We start from the raw sequence: 16,510 nt of genomic DNA, 5'->3' as shown, positions 1-16,510 counted from the left end.
GCACTTTTTCGCCGCTTGACCGTCTTACCTGCACGACTGTTGACCTACTTTTGAGGTGTGAGTGATGAAAGCCTGGATCTGTGTACCGTTGATGGCTCTGGTTCTGGCCGGTTGCGCTGGCAAAACCGCGTACCGCGACAGCTGCGGCAGCCAGCTCGATACGGCCTGGCACGAACTGGACCTGGCCAAGGCTGAAGGCTTCGCCGGCACCGTCAGCTATTCCAAAGCGCTGTCGCTGCTGACCGCCGCCAAGACCCAGCAACAATTCGAAGGCTTCGAAGGCTGCAGCAAGAAAGCCGAAAAAGCCCGCTTCTACATTCGCGAATCCCGCGCAGGAAGATAAAAAAGCAGCTGCAAGTTTCAAGCTGCAAGCGGCAAGCTCAAAGCGACCCCATTCAGCTTGAAGCTTGTAGCTAGAAGCTCGCAGCTGTCTACGGAGTAGACCCCATGATTGATCGCTTGGTGGCTCATGTGTTGAGCCTGGATGTGCGGCTGCTGGCGTGTCAGGCGCGTTTGACTGCGCGCACTGATCCGGAGGCGTTGCATGATTTGCGCACTACGGTGCGGCGCTTGCGCAGTCTGTTGCGGCCGTTGCGCGGCTTGCCGGGTGTCGAGCAACTGGAGGCGGCGGCTTCGGCGGTGGGCGAGCTGACCACGCCGTGGCGTGATCGCGAAGTGCTGGCGGCGTATCTGCTCGAGCATGACCAACCTGAGGCTGCGCAGCGGCGTCTGGCGCAAATGGCCGAAGCGTATCCGGCGCTGGCGGCGAGTGCGGAATTGGCTTCGTTGCTGATGATTCTTGACGCTTTTCCACGCTTTTTGCGCGCGTCCCAGCGTCAGGGCTTGCTCAAGGATCTGGATAAGCGCATTGAAAAACGCCTGGGCAAACAATGGCAGAAGCTCGACGCGGCGCTGCACGATCCCGCCCATGATCGCCATCGACTGCGCCTGCTGATCAAACGTGTACGCTATGGCATCGAAGCCTATCCCGAGCTGGATCGCTTGCCGAAACCGGCTTACAAACGCCTGAAATCCGCGCAAGGCGCACTGGGCGACTGGCACGATTGCTGGCAATGGCTGGCGCGCGCCGAGCAGGAGGCCGATCTGCAACCGTGCGTGGCCACTTGGCAGGCGGGGTTGATCAAGGCAGAGCTGAAGGCCGATCGAGTGCTGGAAAAGCTCAGCGCGACGTGTTTCAAACACTCCTGAAGATGACTCCGTTCCCCTGTGGGAGCGAGCCTGCTCGCGAAGAGGCCGCGTCAGTCGCAATCGTTGTCGACTGATCGACCGCTTTCGCGAGCAGGCTCGCTCCCACAAGGTGATTTGTCGCTTGAAGGAATCGGGCCAAGGCCTATCTGTCAGCCCATTTGACCGGAATAGACGCTGCGCCGCCGCCCTGCGCTGGTTAAGATCCGCGCATCCCTTTTTCGTTTTCCGAGGTTGCCATGCGCTTTTGCGATCTGCTCGATGCTGTCCGCCAACAACCTGAAGTCACTATTCCCGCCGAATGGGGGCAGGGCCGGGCCAGTTTTGGCGGGCTGGTGGCCGCGCTGCAATTTGAAGCCATGCGCGCCAGGGTGCCGACGGAGCGCCCGGTGCGTTCGCTGGCGATTACCTTTGTCGGCCCGGTCGAGCCGGAGGTGCCGGTGAGTTTCGAAGTCGACGTGCTGCGTGAAGGCAAAGCCGTCAGCCAGGTGTTGGGCCGCGCCATGCAAAACGGCCAAGTGGTGACGATCATTCAGGGCAGCTTCGGCGCCTCGCGGCCTTCGGAAGTCGCCGTCGAAGCCTACCCGGCGCCCACCATGAAACACTGGGACGAATGCCAGGAGCTGCCCTACATCAAAGGCGTGACCCCGGAATTCATGCGCCATCTGGCGATGCGCTGGAGCGTCGGCGGGATTCCGTTCTCCAGCACGCCATCGCGCTTGATGGGCGGCTGGGTGCGCTTGCGTGGGGATGTCAAAGAGGAGCCGGTCAACGAGGCGCATCTGCTGGCGCTTGTGGATGCCTGGCCTCCGGCACTGTTGCCGTATCTGAAGAAACCGGCACCGGGTAGCACGCTGACCTGGACCATCGAATTCGTGCAGCCGTTACACGACTTGAGCACGCTGGATTGGTGCCAATACCTGGCCGATATCGAATACGCAGCCGACGGTTACGGCCATGTCGCCGCGAAGCTGTGGAGTGCGAAAGGGGAGCTGATTGCCATGAGCCGGCAGACCGTAACGATCTTCGCCTGACTCAATGCCGACGGTGGCGCTCACGCCAGGCGCGCCACCAGCCACCGCTGAGAAAGAACCGCGGAAAGGTCAGAAACTGCTCGACCAGCAAACGTGACACGGCGTCTTTGCGATCACTGAACGGCTCGGAGGCTTGCGCTTCCAGGCTGTGGCCGTGGCGCTGCAGACCCAGCGCCGCGACAATCCCGATCACACCGATGGCGACGCTGGCCAGACTCAAGCTGAACACCCCCGACACGATCAACAGAAACGCCACAATGAACAGCGGCACGGCAATCAGGTGCAGGACCAGATTGGCCGGATGCTGGTGATTGCCCGGGTAGGCGCGCCATTGCCACGCGGGAAGGTTGGGGTGACGTTTGCCCATGTTTGCTACTCCTCGATCCATGTTGAACACATGCTTGAAGAATAGGCCCGGTCGCGGAGGGCGGCGAATCAAGGTTGGCTATTGAGCTGATAGCGGCAATGGCAAAATTTGATGTCGCCTGAGCGGACGGCATCGCGGGCAAGCCCGCTCCCGCAGTGTGCTCGGTGTACGCACTATTGTTGATTGTCGAAAATCCCTGTGGGAGCGGGCTTGCCCGCGAAGAGGCCATTAGAGTTTCAACTGACCTATCACCTTGTTCAACTCTCCGGCCAACGTCGCCAGCTCATTACTGGTCGTCGCCGAATCCACCGTCTGCTGCACAGTGTTCTCGGTCACGTCACGAATACTCACCACCGCCCGGTTCATCTCCTCGGCAACCTGACTCTGCTGTTCCGCCGCCACGGCAATCTGCGTGTTGCTTTCGCGCATCTGCGCCACCGCCCCGGTGATTTCCGCCAGCGCCGCGCCAGCCTCCTGGGCCTGCTGCACGCAGTCGTCGGCCTTGTACGAACTCTCCTGCATGAAGTCCACCGCATCGCGGGTGCCGGCCTGCAACGCGGCGATCATGCTGGTGATCTCGTCCGTGGACGCCTGCACGCGCTTGGCGAGGTTGCGTACTTCATCGGCGACCACGGCAAAGCCGCGCCCCATCTCCCCGGCGCGGGCCGCTTCGATCGCCGCGTTGAGCGCGAGCAGATTGGTCTGTTCGGCGATGCTGTGAATCACACTGACCACGCCGTTGATCTTCTGACTGTCCTCGGCCAGCCGTTGAATCATTTCTGCCGTCTGCTGCACGCCGCTGGACAGCCCGGCAATCGACTGCTGCACCCGCGCCACCACCTGCTGGCCGCTACCGGCGAGGCCGTCGGCGGTTTTCGACAGGTCACGAGTAGCGCCGGCGTGTTGCGCGATGTGATAAACGGTGGCGGTCATTTCGTTGATCGCGGTGGCAGCCTGGTCGGTTTCGCTTTGCTGGCCGAGCATGCCTTGGCGCACATCATTCATGCTCGAGGCCAGCCGCGCAGCCCCGTCATCCAGTTGTCGTGCGGTGTTGGCAACTGTGGTTACGACGCGTTGATAACCGGCCTGCATGGCATTGAAGGCATTGGCCATTTGCCCGACTTCGTCCTTGCCCACCAGCGGCACGCGAGCAGAGAGGTCGCCGGTTTTTTCAACGTGCAGCATCACGTCTTTCAACGTGTTGAGCTGGCTGAGCAAAAAGCGGATCAGCAGTTGCGAAGCACCGAGCATCGCCAGCATCAGGATGAAGACCGCCAGTGCATAGTTGGCGAAACGCTCGCTGAACACCTGGCTCAGGCTCGGCGCGCAGGCGATGACCGCCACTTGCTCGCCGTCGGCCCGGCTGAACACCTCGGCGCCGATCAACGGGTTGTCGCCGAACAGCGGCATTTCATTGATGGCGTTCCAGCCGTTGCTGCCGCTGATTTCCAGCAGCGGTTGATCATTGAGACGCGGCGCTTCACCGCGCTTGAAGGTCAGCACTTGAGCGGACTTGGGCAACGGTTGTCCGGCCGGCCAGGCCTTGAGCAACTGCGCCTGCGCCTGCGCGGACACCTGCGCGGCGTGGCTGCGGGCCTGTTGTTCGAGGTGCACGGCGTACAGTACGAGCAGCAGGGTGGTGACAAAGGCGACCGCGTTGACCGCCCAGAATTTGTATTTCAGCGAGATGTTGCTAAGCCAGGCACCCATGGAGGTCTTCTCTGATAGCGGAAACAGTTTTGGCAAGGTGCCATTATTGTGCCGCTATGCAGATTCGGGAGTTTTGATATGAATCAACAGATGCCGCTGTCCTGCTTATCTGTAGGAGTGAGCCTGCTCGCGATAGCGGTGTGTCAGTCAATGATGTAAGCAACTGACCCACCGCTATCGCGAGCAGGCTCACTCCTACAATGGGAGTCGGCTGTGTCAGGAAACAATCGGCAAGCCATAGAAAGCCCGGGCACACGCGGTGCTATGCGCGGCCAGCGCTTCCTCGGTCTCGCCACGGTGCAACGCCACTTCGCGCAGCACTTCGGTTAGATACGCCGGCTCGTTACGGCCGTTTTTCGGCTTCGGCCGCAACGTGCGCGGGAGCAGATACGGTGCGTCGCTTTCCAGCATCAGCCGTCCCGGCTTGATCTCTTTCACCAGCGGATGCAGATGCGTGCCTCGGCGCTCATCGCAGATCCAGCCGGTAATGCCGATGTGCAGATCCAGATCGAGGTAGCTGAACAGGGCTTTCTGCTCGCCAGTGAAGCAGTGCACCACCGCCGCCGGCAGTTGATCGCGGAAGTCCTTGAGGATCTCCAGCAGGCGCTGGCTGGCATCACGCTCATGCAGGAACACCGGCAATTGCAATTCGACGGCCAGCGCCAGATGTTCTTCGAGAACCTTTTCCTGTTGCGCACGCGGGGAGAAATCGCGGTTGAAATCCAGCCCGCATTCGCCCACCGCGACGACGCTGGATTCGTTCAACAGACTGCGCAGGCGACGAGCACTGTCAGCGTTCCAGTCGCTGGCCGAATGCGGGTGGATACCGGCGGTGGCGAACAGCCGTTGGCCACTTTCATCCAGTTGCTGGCACAGTTCCAGCGCCTGCTCGCTGCCCTCGACGCTGGTGCCGGTCAGCACCAATTGGCAAACGCCTGCGGCATAAGCGCGGTCGAGTACGGCTTGGTGTTTGTCGGCGAAACTGGGGTTGGTCAGGTTGACGCCGATATCGATGAGTTGCATGGTGCTACCTCGGGCCGAAGGCCGGAAAGCATATCAGAGCTGTAGATTTATAAGAAAAGCCAAGAACTACAACGACTTATGGCTGTCTGTTGAGGCCGCGAAGGACTCCGGGGTGGCGGCAATGCCATCACTGTGCCAGTCTCTCGCACTTTATCAGCGCTCAAAGCGCTCTGTTTTCGTCGGTGATGTCGTCTTTTTGCGACGAATCGCCCCGTATTCTTTTCGGAGAGTGGATGCATCGTCCCTCGGTTCTGCTGCTGTTGTGTGCTGCGTTGCTGCTGCCGATGACGGCGGTCGCGCGCCTGCCCGGGCCGCTGCAAGCCGTGCCGGCGAGCAAGGTTCGCGACCTCTCGGACATTCGCAGCAGCCGCATGTTGCGGGTGTTGGTCAATCAGAGCCGCAACAGCTCCGGCGAGGTCCAGGGCCAGGCCATCGGTGTCGAGTACCACCGGCTGCGCGCGTTCGAGCAATACCTCAACGGCCATGCTCGTGACGGCCAGGAAGTCACCCTCAAGATCATTCCCAAAGCCAAGGATCAGTTGCTCGGCGCCTTGCAGCGCGGCGAAGGCGATATGGTCGCGCCCGGTGAATTGCTCGATCTGCCCTCGGGCTATGCGGTCGCCAGCAGTGAGCCGATTGCCAGCAACGTGCCGCTGGTGCTGGTCGGCATCAAAGGCCAGCGCCGTTACACCAAGGTCGAGCAACTGTCCGGCAAAACCCTGGCGCTGCCCACCGGCAGTGCAGCGGGGGAGGTGGTCAGTCAGCTCAACCAGAAACTGGCGCTGCACAAACTGGCGCCGATCAATATCGAATGGGTCGATCCAACTTTGGCCGTGGAGGACGTGCTGGAAATGGTCCAGGGCGGGATTTTCCACCTGACCATTGTCGAACAACCGATTGCCGAGCGCTGGGGCAAGATCCTGCCGAAGCTGCGCCTCGACCGGCAACTGAGCCTCGGCGAGCCGGGCGAGGAGCACTGGTTTGTGCGCCGCGACGCTTCAATGTTGCGCGCGAGCATCGATCGCTTTCTCACCGGTTACAAGAAACCGTCGGATGAAGACGCCGCGTTTCTGCGCATCTATCGACGCTTGTATCAGGTGCACAATCCGCTGGCCAAAGCCGATCGCCAGCGCCTGGAAAAACTCCGTCCGACCCTGCAGAAGCACGCCGATGCGCAGAACATGGACTGGCTTAATCTGGCGGCGCTGGCGTTCAAGGAATCGCGTCTGCAGCCCAACGCTCGCAGCGGCAGCGGCCCGACCGGGCTGATGCAGATCACCCCGTCCGCCGCGCAGCGGGTCGGCGTGAGCAATATCCAGAATCTCGATGCGAATGTTCAGGCCGGCGCCAAGTACCTGGCGATGATCCGCCGCAAGTTCTTCAGCAGCCCGAAACTCAACGAGCGTGAGCGCATGGCCTTCACCCTCGCCGCGTACAACATCGGCCCCGAGCGCGTGCAGGGCATGCGCGCCGAAGCCCGCCGCCGCGGCCTCAATCCCAACCAGTGGTTCTTCCAGGTCGAGCGCATCGCCATGGAGCAGGTGGGGATGGGCGCCGTCAGCTATGTTAATAGCGTGAACAAGTATTACCTGGCATTTGACCGGGAGCGTGAGTCGCTCGAGCCCCGGCAGCAGAAAGTGGTTACACGTAAATAATCTAATAATTCGATTGTTATGGCGAATTTTTTGCGCTTTAAACATGAAATAAACTGATTAATATAGCGACCAACCCAAACACACAAACACTTCTGCACAACAAGGAATGCACCATGAGCTCTCTGATCAACAAGGTTCTGTTCACCCGCGCCGGTTACGGCCTGACTGTCCTGCGCATTGCTGTCGGCGTGATCTTCGCCGCCCACGGTTCGCAGAAACTCTTTGGTCTGTTCGGTGGTTACGGCCTGGCCGGCACCGCGCAATGGATGGAAAGCATCGGCCTGACCCCGGGCTATCTGATGGCCTCGCTGGCTGGCGGTACCGAGTTCTTCGCCGGTCTGGCGCTGATCATCGGCCTGCTGGTGCGCCCGGCGGCACTCGGTCTGGCGTTTCTCTCGCTGGTAGCGATCTTCTCGGTGCACATCGGCAACGGTCTGTTCATGGCCAATAACGGTTATGAGTTCGCCCTGGCTCTGCTGGCCGGCAGCATCGCGGTACTGATCGAAGGCGCCGGCAAACTCTCGGCGGATCGCGCCATCGCCGGTTGAGCGCTCTAACTCAAGGCAAAGGCCCGCATTGCGCGGGCGTTTTTTTGTTGTGGGGGATTCTTGACACTGGTCGGTCACGTTCTCTAGGATGTTGCCCATGCGCCGATTTAAACAGCTACTTGCGGGGCGCCAGGTGACTTCTACAGTTACCGTCAGAAGCCGGAACAGGGCTTCGAAATACCGCTAAAGCGCTGGTTCGGTGTTGCCTCTCACCTGCCATGCAGACTTTTGAGGCAGAGACACGACACGATGAACGCACTACGCCCTCCAGCACGTCCCGCGCCGATCACGGCACATGTCACCCAGCGCAACCCGAAAATCCTTCTTGGCGGCAAACACCAGCCGACGCTGTTGCGTTATCTCGATGGCTGGCCACGTCGCAGCGGCGGCCCTGCCGCGTTCCTGATCCAGTTTGTCGATGATGGCGAGTCGCTGGCGCGTTTCGCTACGGACAGCTTCGATCTGGCGGTGATTCAGGCGCCGAGCGCAGAAGATGCGCCGGAAATGATCAAGCAACTGACCCGCGTAGCGCGGCAGGGCCTGATCACTCGGCGCTGATCAGTCTTACGGGTATTCAATCGCAACGATGTAAACGAACTGCTCGCCGGTCGGCGTCTGCACCCGCACTTCCGCGTCGAGTGCCTTGCCGATCAGCGCGCGGGCCAGCGGCGAGTCGATGCTGATCAAACCCTGTTTAAGGTCCAGTTCATCGGGGCCGACGATGCGGTAGCGCGATTGCTTGCCGTCTTCGTCTTCGATGGTCACCCAGGCGCCGAAATAGACCTTGTTCGGATCGCTGGGTTTTTCGCTGACCACCTTGAGCGCTTCCAGGCGTTTGGTGAGAAAGCGCACACGGCTGTCGATTTCGCGCAGCATCTTCTTGCCGTAGGTGTACTCGGCGTTTTCCGAGCGATCGCCCTGCGCGGCCGCTTCACTCACCGCCTGCGTGACCTGCGGGCGACGCACATGCCACAACTCATGGAATTCGGCGCGCATCCGCGCTTCACCTTCAGGGGTGATCAGCGCGGTGCCGGCGGTGCGGGGAGGGCGATAACGGCTCATGGCGACTTCTTGTGATTAAGACCGCGTGAGTCTATCAACCCTCGCGCAACACTGTCAGCGGGCTGGCGTTCAACGCCCGACGGGTGCCGAACACGCCGGCACCACCGATCAGCGCGGCGCCAATCACCGGTAGCACCAGCAGCCATGGATGCGGATGCCATGGCAGATCAAAAGCGAAGCAGTACAGCACCAGACTGACCACCTCCGAACCGATCGCCGCGAGCAGACCGCTGACCGCACCCAACAAACCGAACTCGATACGCCGCGCCTTGATCAGCAACTGCCGCTCGGCGCCCAGCGCGCGCAACAGCGCACCCTGGCGGATGCGTTCATCCAGCGTCGCTTGCAGACCGGAGAACAGCACCGCCATCCCCGCAGCGAGAACAAACAACAGCACATATTCCACCGCCAGGGTGACCTGAGCGAGGATGCTGCGCAGTTGTTCGAGCAACGCTTCGACCTGCAGGATGGTCACCGCCGGAAAGGCCCGCGACAGCTCGACGATCTGCTGATCGTGCCCCGGCGCCAGATAGAAACTGGTCAGGTAGGTCGCCGGCAGATCCTTCAGGGTGCCAGGCTGGAAGATCATGAAGAAGTTCGGCTGGAAATTGTCCCAGTTGATCTCGCGCAGGCTGGTGACCTTCGCTTCCCGATTGACCCCGCCGACACTGAACACCATGTGATCGCCGAGTTTGAGTTTCAGGCTTTCGGCCACCTTGCCTTCCACCGAAACCCCCGGCACGTCGTCGGACGGCTGGCCGCTCCACCATGAGCCGGCGGTGAGCTTGTTGCCGGCCGGCAGATCCGCCGCCCAGGTCAGGCTCAGGTCACGCTGGATGGCGCGGTCACCGGCCGAGTCCTTGCTGACGATTTGCTGCACCGGCTCGCCATTGATGATGATCAGTCGCCCCGGCACCACCGGATACAACGGCGCCGCTTGCGCGGACACCTTGGTCAGGTGATCGGCGAAAGCCTGTTTGTCCGCCGGCAGGATATTCAGCGCGAAGTAGTTCGGCGCGTTTTTCGGTAGCTGGTTTTGCCAAGTGTCGAGCAGTTCGCCGCGCAGCAGTGCGATCAGCGCCATCGACAGCAGGATCAGACCGAACGCCAGTGACTGCCCGGCCGCCGCCAATGGATGGCGCAACAACTGGCCAAGGCCCAGACGCCAAGGCAACGAGGCGCGGGCGAGCATGCGGCGCAGGCTTTGCAGCAGCAACAAGAGCAGGCCACCCAGCACCAGCGCGGCGACCACGCCACCGCCGAGCAGCGCGAAGGTCAATAACAGGTCGAGACTCAGGCGCCACATGATCAGGCCCAGCGCACCCAGCGCCGCGCCGTAGACCATCCATGTACTCGAGGGGATCGGCAGCATGTCGCGGCGCAACACCCGCAGCGGTGGCACGCGACCCAGTGCAGCCAATGGCGGCAAGGCAAAACCGGCCAGCGCCACCAGCCCGGTGCCAATTCCGGCTATCGCCGGAAACAGGCCGCCCGGTGGCACATCATTCGGCAACAAATCATGCAGCAACGCGAACAGCCCCAGTTGCGCCAGCCAGCCGAGCAGGGCGCCGCTGACCGCCGCGACCAGTCCAAGCACAGTCAGTTGCAGGCTGAACAGCACCATGGTTTCTCGGCGCGACAAGCCGAGGCAGCGCAGCAAGGCACTGGCATCGAAACGCCGGCTGGCGAAACGGTTCGCCGATAACGCCACTGCTACACCAGCCAGCAACACCGCAACCAGGCTGGCCATGTTCAGATAGCGCTCAGCCTTGCCCAGCGCACCGCCAATTTGCCGGTTACCGTCACGGGCATCCTGAATTCTCTGGTTCGCAGCCAGCCCCGGTTTGATCAATTCACGATAGGTTTCCAACGCCTGCGGTTCGCCGCGCCACAGTTCGCGGTAACTCACCCGGCTGCCCGGTTGCACCACGCCGGTGGCGGCGAGGTCGTCAAGATTGATCAGCACCCGTGGCGTCAGGCTGTAGAAGTTGCCGGCGCGATCCGGCTCGTAGGTCAGCACGCGGGTCAGCTTCAAGGTCTTCATGCCGACGTCGATGCTGTCGCCGATCTTCAGATCCAGCGCGGTCAACAGACGCGCCTCGACCCAGGCTTCACCGGGTTGCGGTTCGCCGCCGACTTCTTCCTGGGCGAATGGTGCGGGCGCGCTTTTCAACTCGCCACGCAGTGGATACGCGCGGTCGACGGCTTTGATGCTGGATAACTGAATGCCGTTGTCAGTGGCAATGACGCTGGAAAACTCCACCACTTGCGCATGATTCAGGCGCAGTTCGGTGCCGCTGCGGATTTGCTCCTCGCGGGCCGGCGAGCTGCCTTCCAGCACCAGATCAGCGCCAAGAAACTCGGTAGCGCGCAGCATCATCGCGCCGTTGAGACGGGCGCCGAAGTAGCCGATCGCGGTGCTCGCCGCGACGGCCACCACTAACGCAAAGAACAACACGCGCAGCTCACCGGCGCGGGCATCGCGCATGAGCTGGCGCAGGGCAAGGCTGAACAGACGCAACAGCGGCAGACGTGCCATCAAGGCTCCAGAGGGGCGACCAGCAGCCCGGCTTCAAGACGGATCAGGCGCCGGCAGCGATGAGCCAGGCGTTCGTCGTGGGTCACCAGCACCAGGGTGGTGCCGCGTTCCTTGTTCAATTCGAACAGCAAGTCGCTGATGCGCTCGCCAGTGTGGCTGTCGAGGTTGCCGGTCGGCTCGTCGGCGAACAGCACATCCGGTTCGGCGGCGAAGGCGCGGGCGATGGCGACACGTTGCTGTTCACCGCCGGAGAGCTGGCGCGGCGAGTGGGTCAGGCGCTGGCCGAGACCGACGCGCTGGAGCAATTGCGTGGCGCGCTCGCGGGCATCTTTGCGGCCGTCGAGTTCAAGCGGCAGCATGACGTTTTCCAGCGCATTGAGGCTGTCGAGCAACTGGAACGACTGGAAGACAAACCCGACGTGCTCGGCGCGGATTCGTGCGCGCTGGTCTTCGTCGAGATTGCTCAGGCCCTGGCCGGCGAGGGTGACTTCGCCGCTGCTCGGCAGGTCGAGGCCGGCGAGCAGGCCGAGGAGGGTGGATTTGCCGGAACCGGACGCGCCGACGATGGCCAGGCTGTCGCCCTTGTTCAGTTCCAGGCTGAGTTCGTGCAGGATAGTCAGTTCACCTTCCGCGCTAGGGACCACTTTGCTGAGGTTCTTCGCGGTGAGAATGCTTGCGCCCATGGAGAATCCGATGCGTGTATGGTTTTTGAGTGCTGGCCTGGCCTTGATGTGCATGGCCCAGAACGCAGCGGCGGGTACTGTCCTGATCGTTGGCGATAGTATCAGCGCCGGTTTCGGCCTGGATACCCGTCTGGGGTGGGTGTCGCTGCTCGAGCAGCGGCTCAAACAGGAGGGTTTCGACGATAAAGTGGTCAACGCCTCGATCAGTGGCGACACCAGCGCCGGAGGCCAGGCGCGGCTGCCGGCGCTGCTTGCAGAGCATAAGCCGGAGTTGGTGATCCTCGAGCTGGGTGGCAATGACGGCCTGCGCGGGATGCCGCCAACGCAATTGCAACAAAATCTTGCCTCGATGATCGACAGCTCGCGGCAGAGCGGCGCGAAAGTGCTGCTGCTCGGCATGCAGTTGCCACCCAATTATGGCAAGCGCTACACCGATTCGTTCGCCGAGGTTTACGGCAAGCTTGCCGACGAGAAAAACATCCCGCTGGTGCCGTTTTTTCTCGAAGGCGTCGGCGGCCATCCGGACCTGATGCAGGCGGATGGTCTGCACCCGGCTGCCGGGGCTCAGGGCAAGTTGCTGGAAAATGTCTGGCCGACGCTAAAACCGCTGTTATGAGGCTTTTCTAGTGGCAGGCTTTCGGCTAATGTGGCGCCCCCTAATTTGGAGCCCCCGATGCCGCGTCCTGCCTGGTCCCTGTTTGCCTACCAACTGATCGAGCCTGACGAGCAGCTGGACCTGTTCGCCTGCCAGGAAGTGCGGGTGCATCTGGTGACGCGTCAGTTGGAACTCGGTGGCTCGGCTGACCGCACGCTCTGCGGCAGTCTGCTGCCGGCGCAACCGCGCTGGTCGAATGTCGATCGGCGGGTGTTTCAGGATCAGCGCCTGTGCTCGCTGTGCCGGGCGATTCTCGAATCGCAGAAGCGCGGTACGTCGCCGATCTGGCCCGAGCTGCGATTCGAGCTCTGAGCGCTCAAGATCAAAGTGTAGGAGCGAGCCTGCTCGCGAAGGGGTTTTATCAATCGACATTTACGGTCGCTGACACACTGCTTTCGCGAGCAGGCTCGCTTCCACCTTGAAAGCACCCCGTCGCCAATAGCGGTGCTACCTCCCCGAATCCCCAAGCCGCGGTGTACAATCGCGCCCTTATACCCTTGATGATCATGCGAAGGATTTTCCGGATGTTGCCGCGCTTTCCTGCCGTCACCCGCTGCCTGTCACTTGCCGCCCTGTGTGTGGCCGGTCCCGTTGCTGCATTGGAGCTTCCCCTGCCACCACCCGGCGAGGACATCGTCGGCCAGGTGCAGGTGATCAAAGCCAAGTACGAAGACACCTTCGCTGACCTGGGCACCACCTACGATCTGGGTTATTCGGAAATGGTTGCCGCCAACCCGGGCATCGATGCTTGGCTGCCGGGCGCCGGTACCGAGATCGTTCTGCCGACGCGCTTCATCCTGCCGCCGGGCCCGCGTGAAGGCATCGTCATCAACCTCGCCGAATACCGCCTTTATTACTACCCGAAAGGCCGCGACGTGGTGTACACCTTCCCGTTGGGTATCGGCCGTGAAGGTTGGGGCTCGCCGATCGCGCACACTTCGATCATCGCCAAGACACCGAACCCGACCTGGACGCCTCCGGCCTCGATCAAGGCCGAACACGCCGCTGATGGTGATCCGCTGCCGAATGTGGTGCCGGCCGGTCCTGATAACCCGCTGGGCCCGTTCAAGTTCACCCTCGGCACACCGGGCTACCTGATCCACGGTTCGAACAAGAAGTTCGGCATCGGCATGCGCACCAGCCATGGCTGCTTCCGCATGTTCAACAACAACGTGCTGGAAATGGCTGGCATGGTCCCGGTGGGCACCTCGGTGCGCATCATCAACGACCCGTACAAGTTCGGTCGCAGCGGCGGCAAGGTCTATCTGGAAGCGCACACGCCGCTTGACGACAAGGGCAACCCGTCGGTGGTCGACAAGCACACGGCGGTGATCAACGCGATGCTCAAGCGTGAAGACATCACCAGCAACCTGCGCATGAACTGGGATGTGGTGCGTGATGTGGTCGCGGCCGAAGACGGCCTGCCGGTAGAGATCGCCGTGCCGAATACCTCGGCGCCGATGGTCAGCAGTGCGCCGATCGATCTGCAGCAATAAGCGCTGACAGGAAACCCGCCGATGCGAGCAGCGTCGGCGGGTTTTTTATTGCCCGGAGAAAAGAGTCGGGCACAAAAAAGCCGACCCGGAAAACCGGATCGGCTCGATAACAATCCCGAGGGATTATTACTTGCGGCTAGCTTTTTCCAGCATGCGCAGAGCACGCTCGTTAGCTTCGTCAGCAGTCTGTTGTGCTTTTTGAGCAGCAGCCAGAGCTTCATCAGCTTTACGGTAAGCTTCGTCTGCACGAGCCTGGGAGCGAGCAGCTGCGTCTTCAGTAGCGGTCAGACGTGCTTCGGTTTCTTTCGATGCGCTGCTGCAACCGGTAGCCAGAACTGCGGCCAGAGCCAGAGCAGAGAATTTCAGAACGTTGTTCATCGTGTTCCCCTTCAAGGACTTTCAAATTAAGTGGCTGTCTCCTCACGATTGAGGAAATAGCCGGCGTACATACTACCCATTACTTGTAGTAAGTAAACTGACGTAGCGCAAGAAGCAAAAAAAATTGTAGGCGTTGATTCTTTTTCGAGCAACTTTTAACTGCGCTGTATAAAAAATATCCAGCTGCAAGCCCCGGCGTGAGCGACTCAAACGGAAAAAGTTCCCGTGCTCGGATGCTGTTTTTGTCACTTCGGCTAAAGTCTTTCTAAATGAATTCGTCCACACTTTTGTTCAGGTTCTGCGAAGCGCTTCGCGTATCTTTGTTGATGTTCAGGTGACTTTAAAAAAGGTTGCACGTCTTAAGTCTCAACATTCCCGGCAATGTACAGGCAAGCGGCACGCAAAGATTGTCTTGCGACCGAACCTGCGAGCATCGAAGCCTTGAACGCAAACCGTCCGATGACGAGCGTACCTTGAGCATTTTCGCCAATGGTGCCTACTATTCAGCAGGTGTCAGATTGCGCGAGATCGGTGTGGCTCTTCTCGGTGTCCATCAGGCACGGGGTGGCGTAGATGTTCCTTCGCCGGGAAAACATCGGTAAGGTAGGGGTCACAATCCAAGACCCGCGAGGAGTAGTGATGAGCGAGGCGTTGTCCATCCACCATGACCAGGCTGGTCATCAATTCGAGACCACTGTGGACGGTCATCGTGCTTACCTGACCTACATGGATCTGGGCAAGCAGACCCTGGATATCTACCGCACCTTCGTGCCCAATGCCCTGCGCGGCCGTGGCATTGCCGCAGCGCTGACTGAACGCGCGCTGCAATACGCCGAAGAAATGGGCTATACGGTGATTCCGTCGTGCTCCTACGTTGAGCGCTACATGGAACGCCATCAGCGTCGCGCCGCGAAGATCTGAACCGCACACACAAAAACGCCGGACAATGTCCGGCGTTTTTTTATGCGCGCAAAACGCAACTTATGTGCGCTGACGTTTCGGCAACACGTCCTTGAGCTTGGCGTGCATGCTGCGCAAGGTGTTTTCGGTAGCGGACCAATCGATGCAGGCGTCGGTGATCGACACGCCGTATTGCAGGTCGGCGAGGTCTTTCGGGATTGCCTGGCAGCCCCAGTTCAAATGGCTTTCAACCATCAGGCCGATGATCGACTGGTTGCCTTCGAGGATCTGATTGGCGACGTTCTCCATCACCAGCGGTTGCAGGGCCGGGTCCTTGTTGGAGTTGGCGTGGCTGCAATCGACCATGATGTTCGGCTTGATCTTCGCCTTGTTCAGCGCCTGCTCGCACAGGGCCACGCTGACCGAATCATAGTTCGGCTTGCCGTTACCGCCACGCAGCACCACGTGACCGTAGGCGTTGCCTTTGGTGGTGACGATCGACACGCCACCTTCCTGGTTGATGCCGAGGAAACGGTGCGGGCTGGACACCGACTGCAAGGCGTTGATCGCCACGGTCAGGCCGCCATCGGTGCCGTTCTTGAAACCGACCGCCGAGGACAGGCCGGAAGCCATTTCGCGGTGAGTCTGCGATTCGGTGGTGCGCGCGCCGATGGCCGACCAGCTGATCAGATCCTGCAGATACTGCGGGGAGATCGGGTCGAGGGCTTCGGTCGCGGTCGGCAGGCCTTTCTCGGCCAGGTCGAGCAGCAACTGACGACCGATGTGCAGACCGTCCTGGATCTTGAACGAGTCGTCCAGATATGGATCGTTGATCAGACCTTTCCAGCCGACAGTGGTACGCGGCTTCTCGAAATACACACGCATGACCAGATACAGGGTGTCGGAGACTTCCTCGGCGAGCACCTTGAGGCGATCGGCGTATTCGTGGGCAGCCTTGATGTCGTGAATCGAGCACGGGCCGATCACGACGAACAGACGGTGGTCGGTGCCATCGAGAATATTGCGAATGACTTCGCGGCCCTTGGTAACGGTGCGCAGGGCAGCGTCGCTCAGGGGGATATCACGCTTGAGCTGATCGGGAGTGATCAGGGTCTCGTTAGAGGCGACGTTTAGGTCGTTGATCGGTAAATCAGCCATCGTTTACTCGTCAGGTCACGGGTGCCGGCCGCCAGCGATCCCCGCGCGGCGGAGCACAGCAGATTTAGCGCGTCGGGGGAGCCGAACCTTAGCGCG

At 61.0% G+C, this 16,510-nt stretch carries 18 protein-coding genes; 10 read left to right on the top strand and 8 right to left on the bottom strand.

Annotated features, from left to right (window positions below):
• The first annotated feature begins 64 nt into the window (after positions 1-64).
• The 3 genes from ACZZZ4_RS00615 (at position 65) to ACZZZ4_RS00605 (ending at position 2,240) form a co-directional block, all read left to right on the top strand.
• Positions 65-343, top strand: a complete 279-nt coding sequence (locus tag ACZZZ4_RS00615; RefSeq protein WP_042607906.1) for a lipoprotein — start codon at positions 65-67, stop codon at positions 341-343.
• 104 nt (positions 344-447) lie between these two features.
• Positions 448-1,209, top strand: coding sequence for a CHAD domain-containing protein (locus ACZZZ4_RS00610; protein ID WP_463538550.1), 762 nt, complete (start codon positions 448-450; stop codon positions 1,207-1,209).
• 236 nt (positions 1,210-1,445) lie between these two features.
• Complete coding sequence (locus ACZZZ4_RS00605; RefSeq protein WP_463547030.1) at positions 1,446-2,240, top strand: acyl-CoA thioesterase; 795 nt, start codon at positions 1,446-1,448, stop codon at positions 2,238-2,240.
• A gap of 1 nt (position 2,241) precedes the next feature.
• On the opposite strand, the gene ACZZZ4_RS00600 is transcribed toward ACZZZ4_RS00605, so the two are convergent.
• From ACZZZ4_RS00600 to ACZZZ4_RS00590, 3 genes are all read right to left on the bottom strand, one after another.
• On the bottom strand, positions 2,242-2,607 hold the full coding sequence (locus ACZZZ4_RS00600) for a DUF962 domain-containing protein (RefSeq protein WP_310405730.1): 366 nt from the start codon (positions 2,605-2,607) through the stop codon (positions 2,242-2,244).
• Positions 2,608-2,835: 228 nt separating this feature from the next.
• Positions 2,836-4,317 (bottom strand): methyl-accepting chemotaxis protein, encoded by a 1,482-nt coding sequence (locus tag ACZZZ4_RS00595; protein ID WP_463547029.1) that lies wholly within the window; start codon positions 4,315-4,317, stop codon positions 2,836-2,838.
• A gap of 216 nt (positions 4,318-4,533) precedes the next feature.
• Positions 4,534-5,340, bottom strand: a complete 807-nt coding sequence (locus ACZZZ4_RS00590; RefSeq protein ID WP_463547028.1) for a TatD family hydrolase — start codon at positions 5,338-5,340, stop codon at positions 4,534-4,536.
• Between the two features lie 233 nt (positions 5,341-5,573).
• Here ACZZZ4_RS00590 and ACZZZ4_RS00585 point away from each other — a divergent pair, with 233 nt between their 5' ends.
• The 3 genes from ACZZZ4_RS00585 (at position 5,574) to ACZZZ4_RS00575 (ending at position 8,101) form a co-directional block, all read left to right on the top strand.
• Positions 5,574-6,995: an MltF family protein gene (locus tag ACZZZ4_RS00585; RefSeq protein WP_463547027.1), complete on the top strand. Its 1,422-nt coding sequence runs from the start codon at positions 5,574-5,576 to the stop codon at positions 6,993-6,995.
• Between the two features lie 113 nt (positions 6,996-7,108).
• Positions 7,109-7,543, top strand: coding sequence for a DoxX family protein (locus tag ACZZZ4_RS00580; RefSeq protein WP_039759946.1), 435 nt, complete (start codon positions 7,109-7,111; stop codon positions 7,541-7,543).
• Between the two features lie 249 nt (positions 7,544-7,792).
• Positions 7,793-8,101 (top strand): hypothetical protein, encoded by a 309-nt coding sequence (locus tag ACZZZ4_RS00575; RefSeq protein WP_041478394.1) that lies wholly within the window; start codon positions 7,793-7,795, stop codon positions 8,099-8,101.
• Positions 8,102-8,107: 6 nt separating this feature from the next.
• On the opposite strand, the gene greB is transcribed toward ACZZZ4_RS00575, so the two are convergent.
• From greB to ACZZZ4_RS00560, 3 genes are read right to left on the bottom strand one after another with little or no spacing between them, the layout of a single operon-like run.
• A complete protein-coding gene (gene greB / locus ACZZZ4_RS00570; RefSeq protein WP_071173132.1) occupies positions 8,108-8,605 on the bottom strand; it encodes a transcription elongation factor GreB in 498 nt (165 codons plus the stop codon).
• A gap of 34 nt (positions 8,606-8,639) precedes the next feature.
• Positions 8,640-11,144 carry an ABC transporter permease gene (locus tag ACZZZ4_RS00565; RefSeq protein WP_463547026.1) on the bottom strand — a complete coding sequence of 835 codons (2,505 nt, stop codon included), beginning with the start codon at positions 11,142-11,144 and terminating at the stop codon, positions 8,640-8,642.
• A complete protein-coding gene (locus tag ACZZZ4_RS00560; protein ID WP_016770883.1) occupies positions 11,144-11,827 on the bottom strand; it encodes an ABC transporter ATP-binding protein in 684 nt (227 codons plus the stop codon). The genes ACZZZ4_RS00565 and ACZZZ4_RS00560 overlap by 1 nt, the downstream gene beginning before the upstream one ends.
• A gap of 10 nt (positions 11,828-11,837) precedes the next feature.
• Here ACZZZ4_RS00560 and ACZZZ4_RS00555 point away from each other — a divergent pair, with 10 nt between their 5' ends.
• The 3 genes from ACZZZ4_RS00555 to ACZZZ4_RS00545 all read left to right on the top strand — a co-directional run bounded on the left by ACZZZ4_RS00555 (position 11,838) and on the right by ACZZZ4_RS00545 (position 13,978).
• The gene (locus ACZZZ4_RS00555) at positions 11,838-12,443 is read left to right on the top strand and encodes an arylesterase (RefSeq protein WP_129997313.1); all 606 of its coding nucleotides are present in this window, start codon (positions 11,838-11,840) and stop codon (positions 12,441-12,443) included.
• Positions 12,444-12,500: 57 nt separating this feature from the next.
• On the top strand, positions 12,501-12,794 hold the full coding sequence (locus ACZZZ4_RS00550; protein ID WP_039759936.1) for a hypothetical protein: 294 nt from the start codon (positions 12,501-12,503) through the stop codon (positions 12,792-12,794).
• 212 nt (positions 12,795-13,006) lie between these two features.
• Positions 13,007-13,978: a L,D-transpeptidase family protein gene (locus tag ACZZZ4_RS00545; protein WP_024013783.1), complete on the top strand. Its 972-nt coding sequence runs from the start codon at positions 13,007-13,009 to the stop codon at positions 13,976-13,978.
• Positions 13,979-14,104: 126 nt separating this feature from the next.
• On the opposite strand, the gene oprI is transcribed toward ACZZZ4_RS00545, so the two are convergent.
• Complete coding sequence (oprI, locus tag ACZZZ4_RS00540) at positions 14,105-14,356, bottom strand: outer membrane lipoprotei OprI (RefSeq protein WP_003183784.1); 252 nt, start codon at positions 14,354-14,356, stop codon at positions 14,105-14,107.
• Positions 14,357-14,995: 639 nt separating this feature from the next.
• On the opposite strand from oprI, the gene ACZZZ4_RS00535 reads away from it, so the two are divergent.
• Positions 14,996-15,277: a GNAT family N-acetyltransferase gene (locus ACZZZ4_RS00535; RefSeq protein WP_016770879.1), complete on the top strand. Its 282-nt coding sequence runs from the start codon at positions 14,996-14,998 to the stop codon at positions 15,275-15,277.
• Between the two features lie 60 nt (positions 15,278-15,337).
• On the opposite strand, the gene ACZZZ4_RS00530 is transcribed toward ACZZZ4_RS00535, so the two are convergent.
• Positions 15,338-16,414, bottom strand: a complete 1,077-nt coding sequence (locus ACZZZ4_RS00530) for a 3-deoxy-7-phosphoheptulonate synthase (RefSeq protein WP_016770878.1) — start codon at positions 16,412-16,414, stop codon at positions 15,338-15,340.
• Between the last annotated feature and the right edge of the window lie 96 nt (positions 16,415-16,510).

It is taken from the genome of Pseudomonas sp. AC252 (assembly GCF_979258105.1).
This window is presented reverse-complemented; position numbering and strand designations above follow the sequence as displayed.

Excerpts from the sequence above, each read along its gene's own strand:
- ACZZZ4_RS00615 (WP_042607906.1), top strand. The coding sequence starts at position 65 with ATGAAAGCCTGGATCTGTGTACCGTTGATGGCTCTGGTTCTGGCCGGT.
- ACZZZ4_RS00590 (WP_463547028.1), bottom strand. The coding sequence starts at position 5,340 with ATGCAACTCATCGATATCGGCGTCAACCTGACCAACCCCAGTTTCGCC.
- ACZZZ4_RS00610 (WP_463538550.1), top strand. The coding sequence starts at position 448 with ATGATTGATCGCTTGGTGGCTCATGTGTTGAGCCTGGATGTGCGGCTG.
- ACZZZ4_RS00605 (WP_463547030.1), top strand. The coding sequence starts at position 1,446 with ATGCGCTTTTGCGATCTGCTCGATGCTGTCCGCCAACAACCTGAAGTC.
- ACZZZ4_RS00580 (WP_039759946.1), top strand. The coding sequence starts at position 7,109 with ATGAGCTCTCTGATCAACAAGGTTCTGTTCACCCGCGCCGGTTACGGC.
- ACZZZ4_RS00550 (WP_039759936.1), top strand. The coding sequence starts at position 12,501 with ATGCCGCGTCCTGCCTGGTCCCTGTTTGCCTACCAACTGATCGAGCCT.
- greB (WP_071173132.1), bottom strand. The coding sequence starts at position 8,605 with ATGAGCCGTTATCGCCCTCCCCGCACCGCCGGCACCGCGCTGATCACC.
- ACZZZ4_RS00600 (WP_310405730.1), bottom strand. The coding sequence starts at position 2,607 with ATGGGCAAACGTCACCCCAACCTTCCCGCGTGGCAATGGCGCGCCTAC.
- ACZZZ4_RS00545 (WP_024013783.1), top strand. The coding sequence starts at position 13,007 with ATGTTGCCGCGCTTTCCTGCCGTCACCCGCTGCCTGTCACTTGCCGCC.
- oprI (WP_003183784.1), bottom strand. The coding sequence starts at position 14,356 with ATGAACAACGTTCTGAAATTCTCTGCTCTGGCTCTGGCCGCAGTTCTG.
- ACZZZ4_RS00560 (WP_016770883.1), bottom strand. The coding sequence starts at position 11,827 with ATGGGCGCAAGCATTCTCACCGCGAAGAACCTCAGCAAAGTGGTCCCT.
- ACZZZ4_RS00555 (WP_129997313.1), top strand. The coding sequence starts at position 11,838 with ATGCGTGTATGGTTTTTGAGTGCTGGCCTGGCCTTGATGTGCATGGCC.
- ACZZZ4_RS00595 (WP_463547029.1), bottom strand. The coding sequence starts at position 4,317 with ATGGGTGCCTGGCTTAGCAACATCTCGCTGAAATACAAATTCTGGGCG.
- ACZZZ4_RS00565 (WP_463547026.1), bottom strand. The coding sequence starts at position 11,144 with ATGGCACGTCTGCCGCTGTTGCGTCTGTTCAGCCTTGCCCTGCGCCAG.
- ACZZZ4_RS00585 (WP_463547027.1), top strand. The coding sequence starts at position 5,574 with ATGCATCGTCCCTCGGTTCTGCTGCTGTTGTGTGCTGCGTTGCTGCTG.
- ACZZZ4_RS00530 (WP_016770878.1), bottom strand. The coding sequence starts at position 16,414 with ATGGCTGATTTACCGATCAACGACCTAAACGTCGCCTCTAACGAGACC.
- ACZZZ4_RS00535 (WP_016770879.1), top strand. The coding sequence starts at position 14,996 with ATGAGCGAGGCGTTGTCCATCCACCATGACCAGGCTGGTCATCAATTC.
- ACZZZ4_RS00575 (WP_041478394.1), top strand. The coding sequence starts at position 7,793 with ATGAACGCACTACGCCCTCCAGCACGTCCCGCGCCGATCACGGCACAT.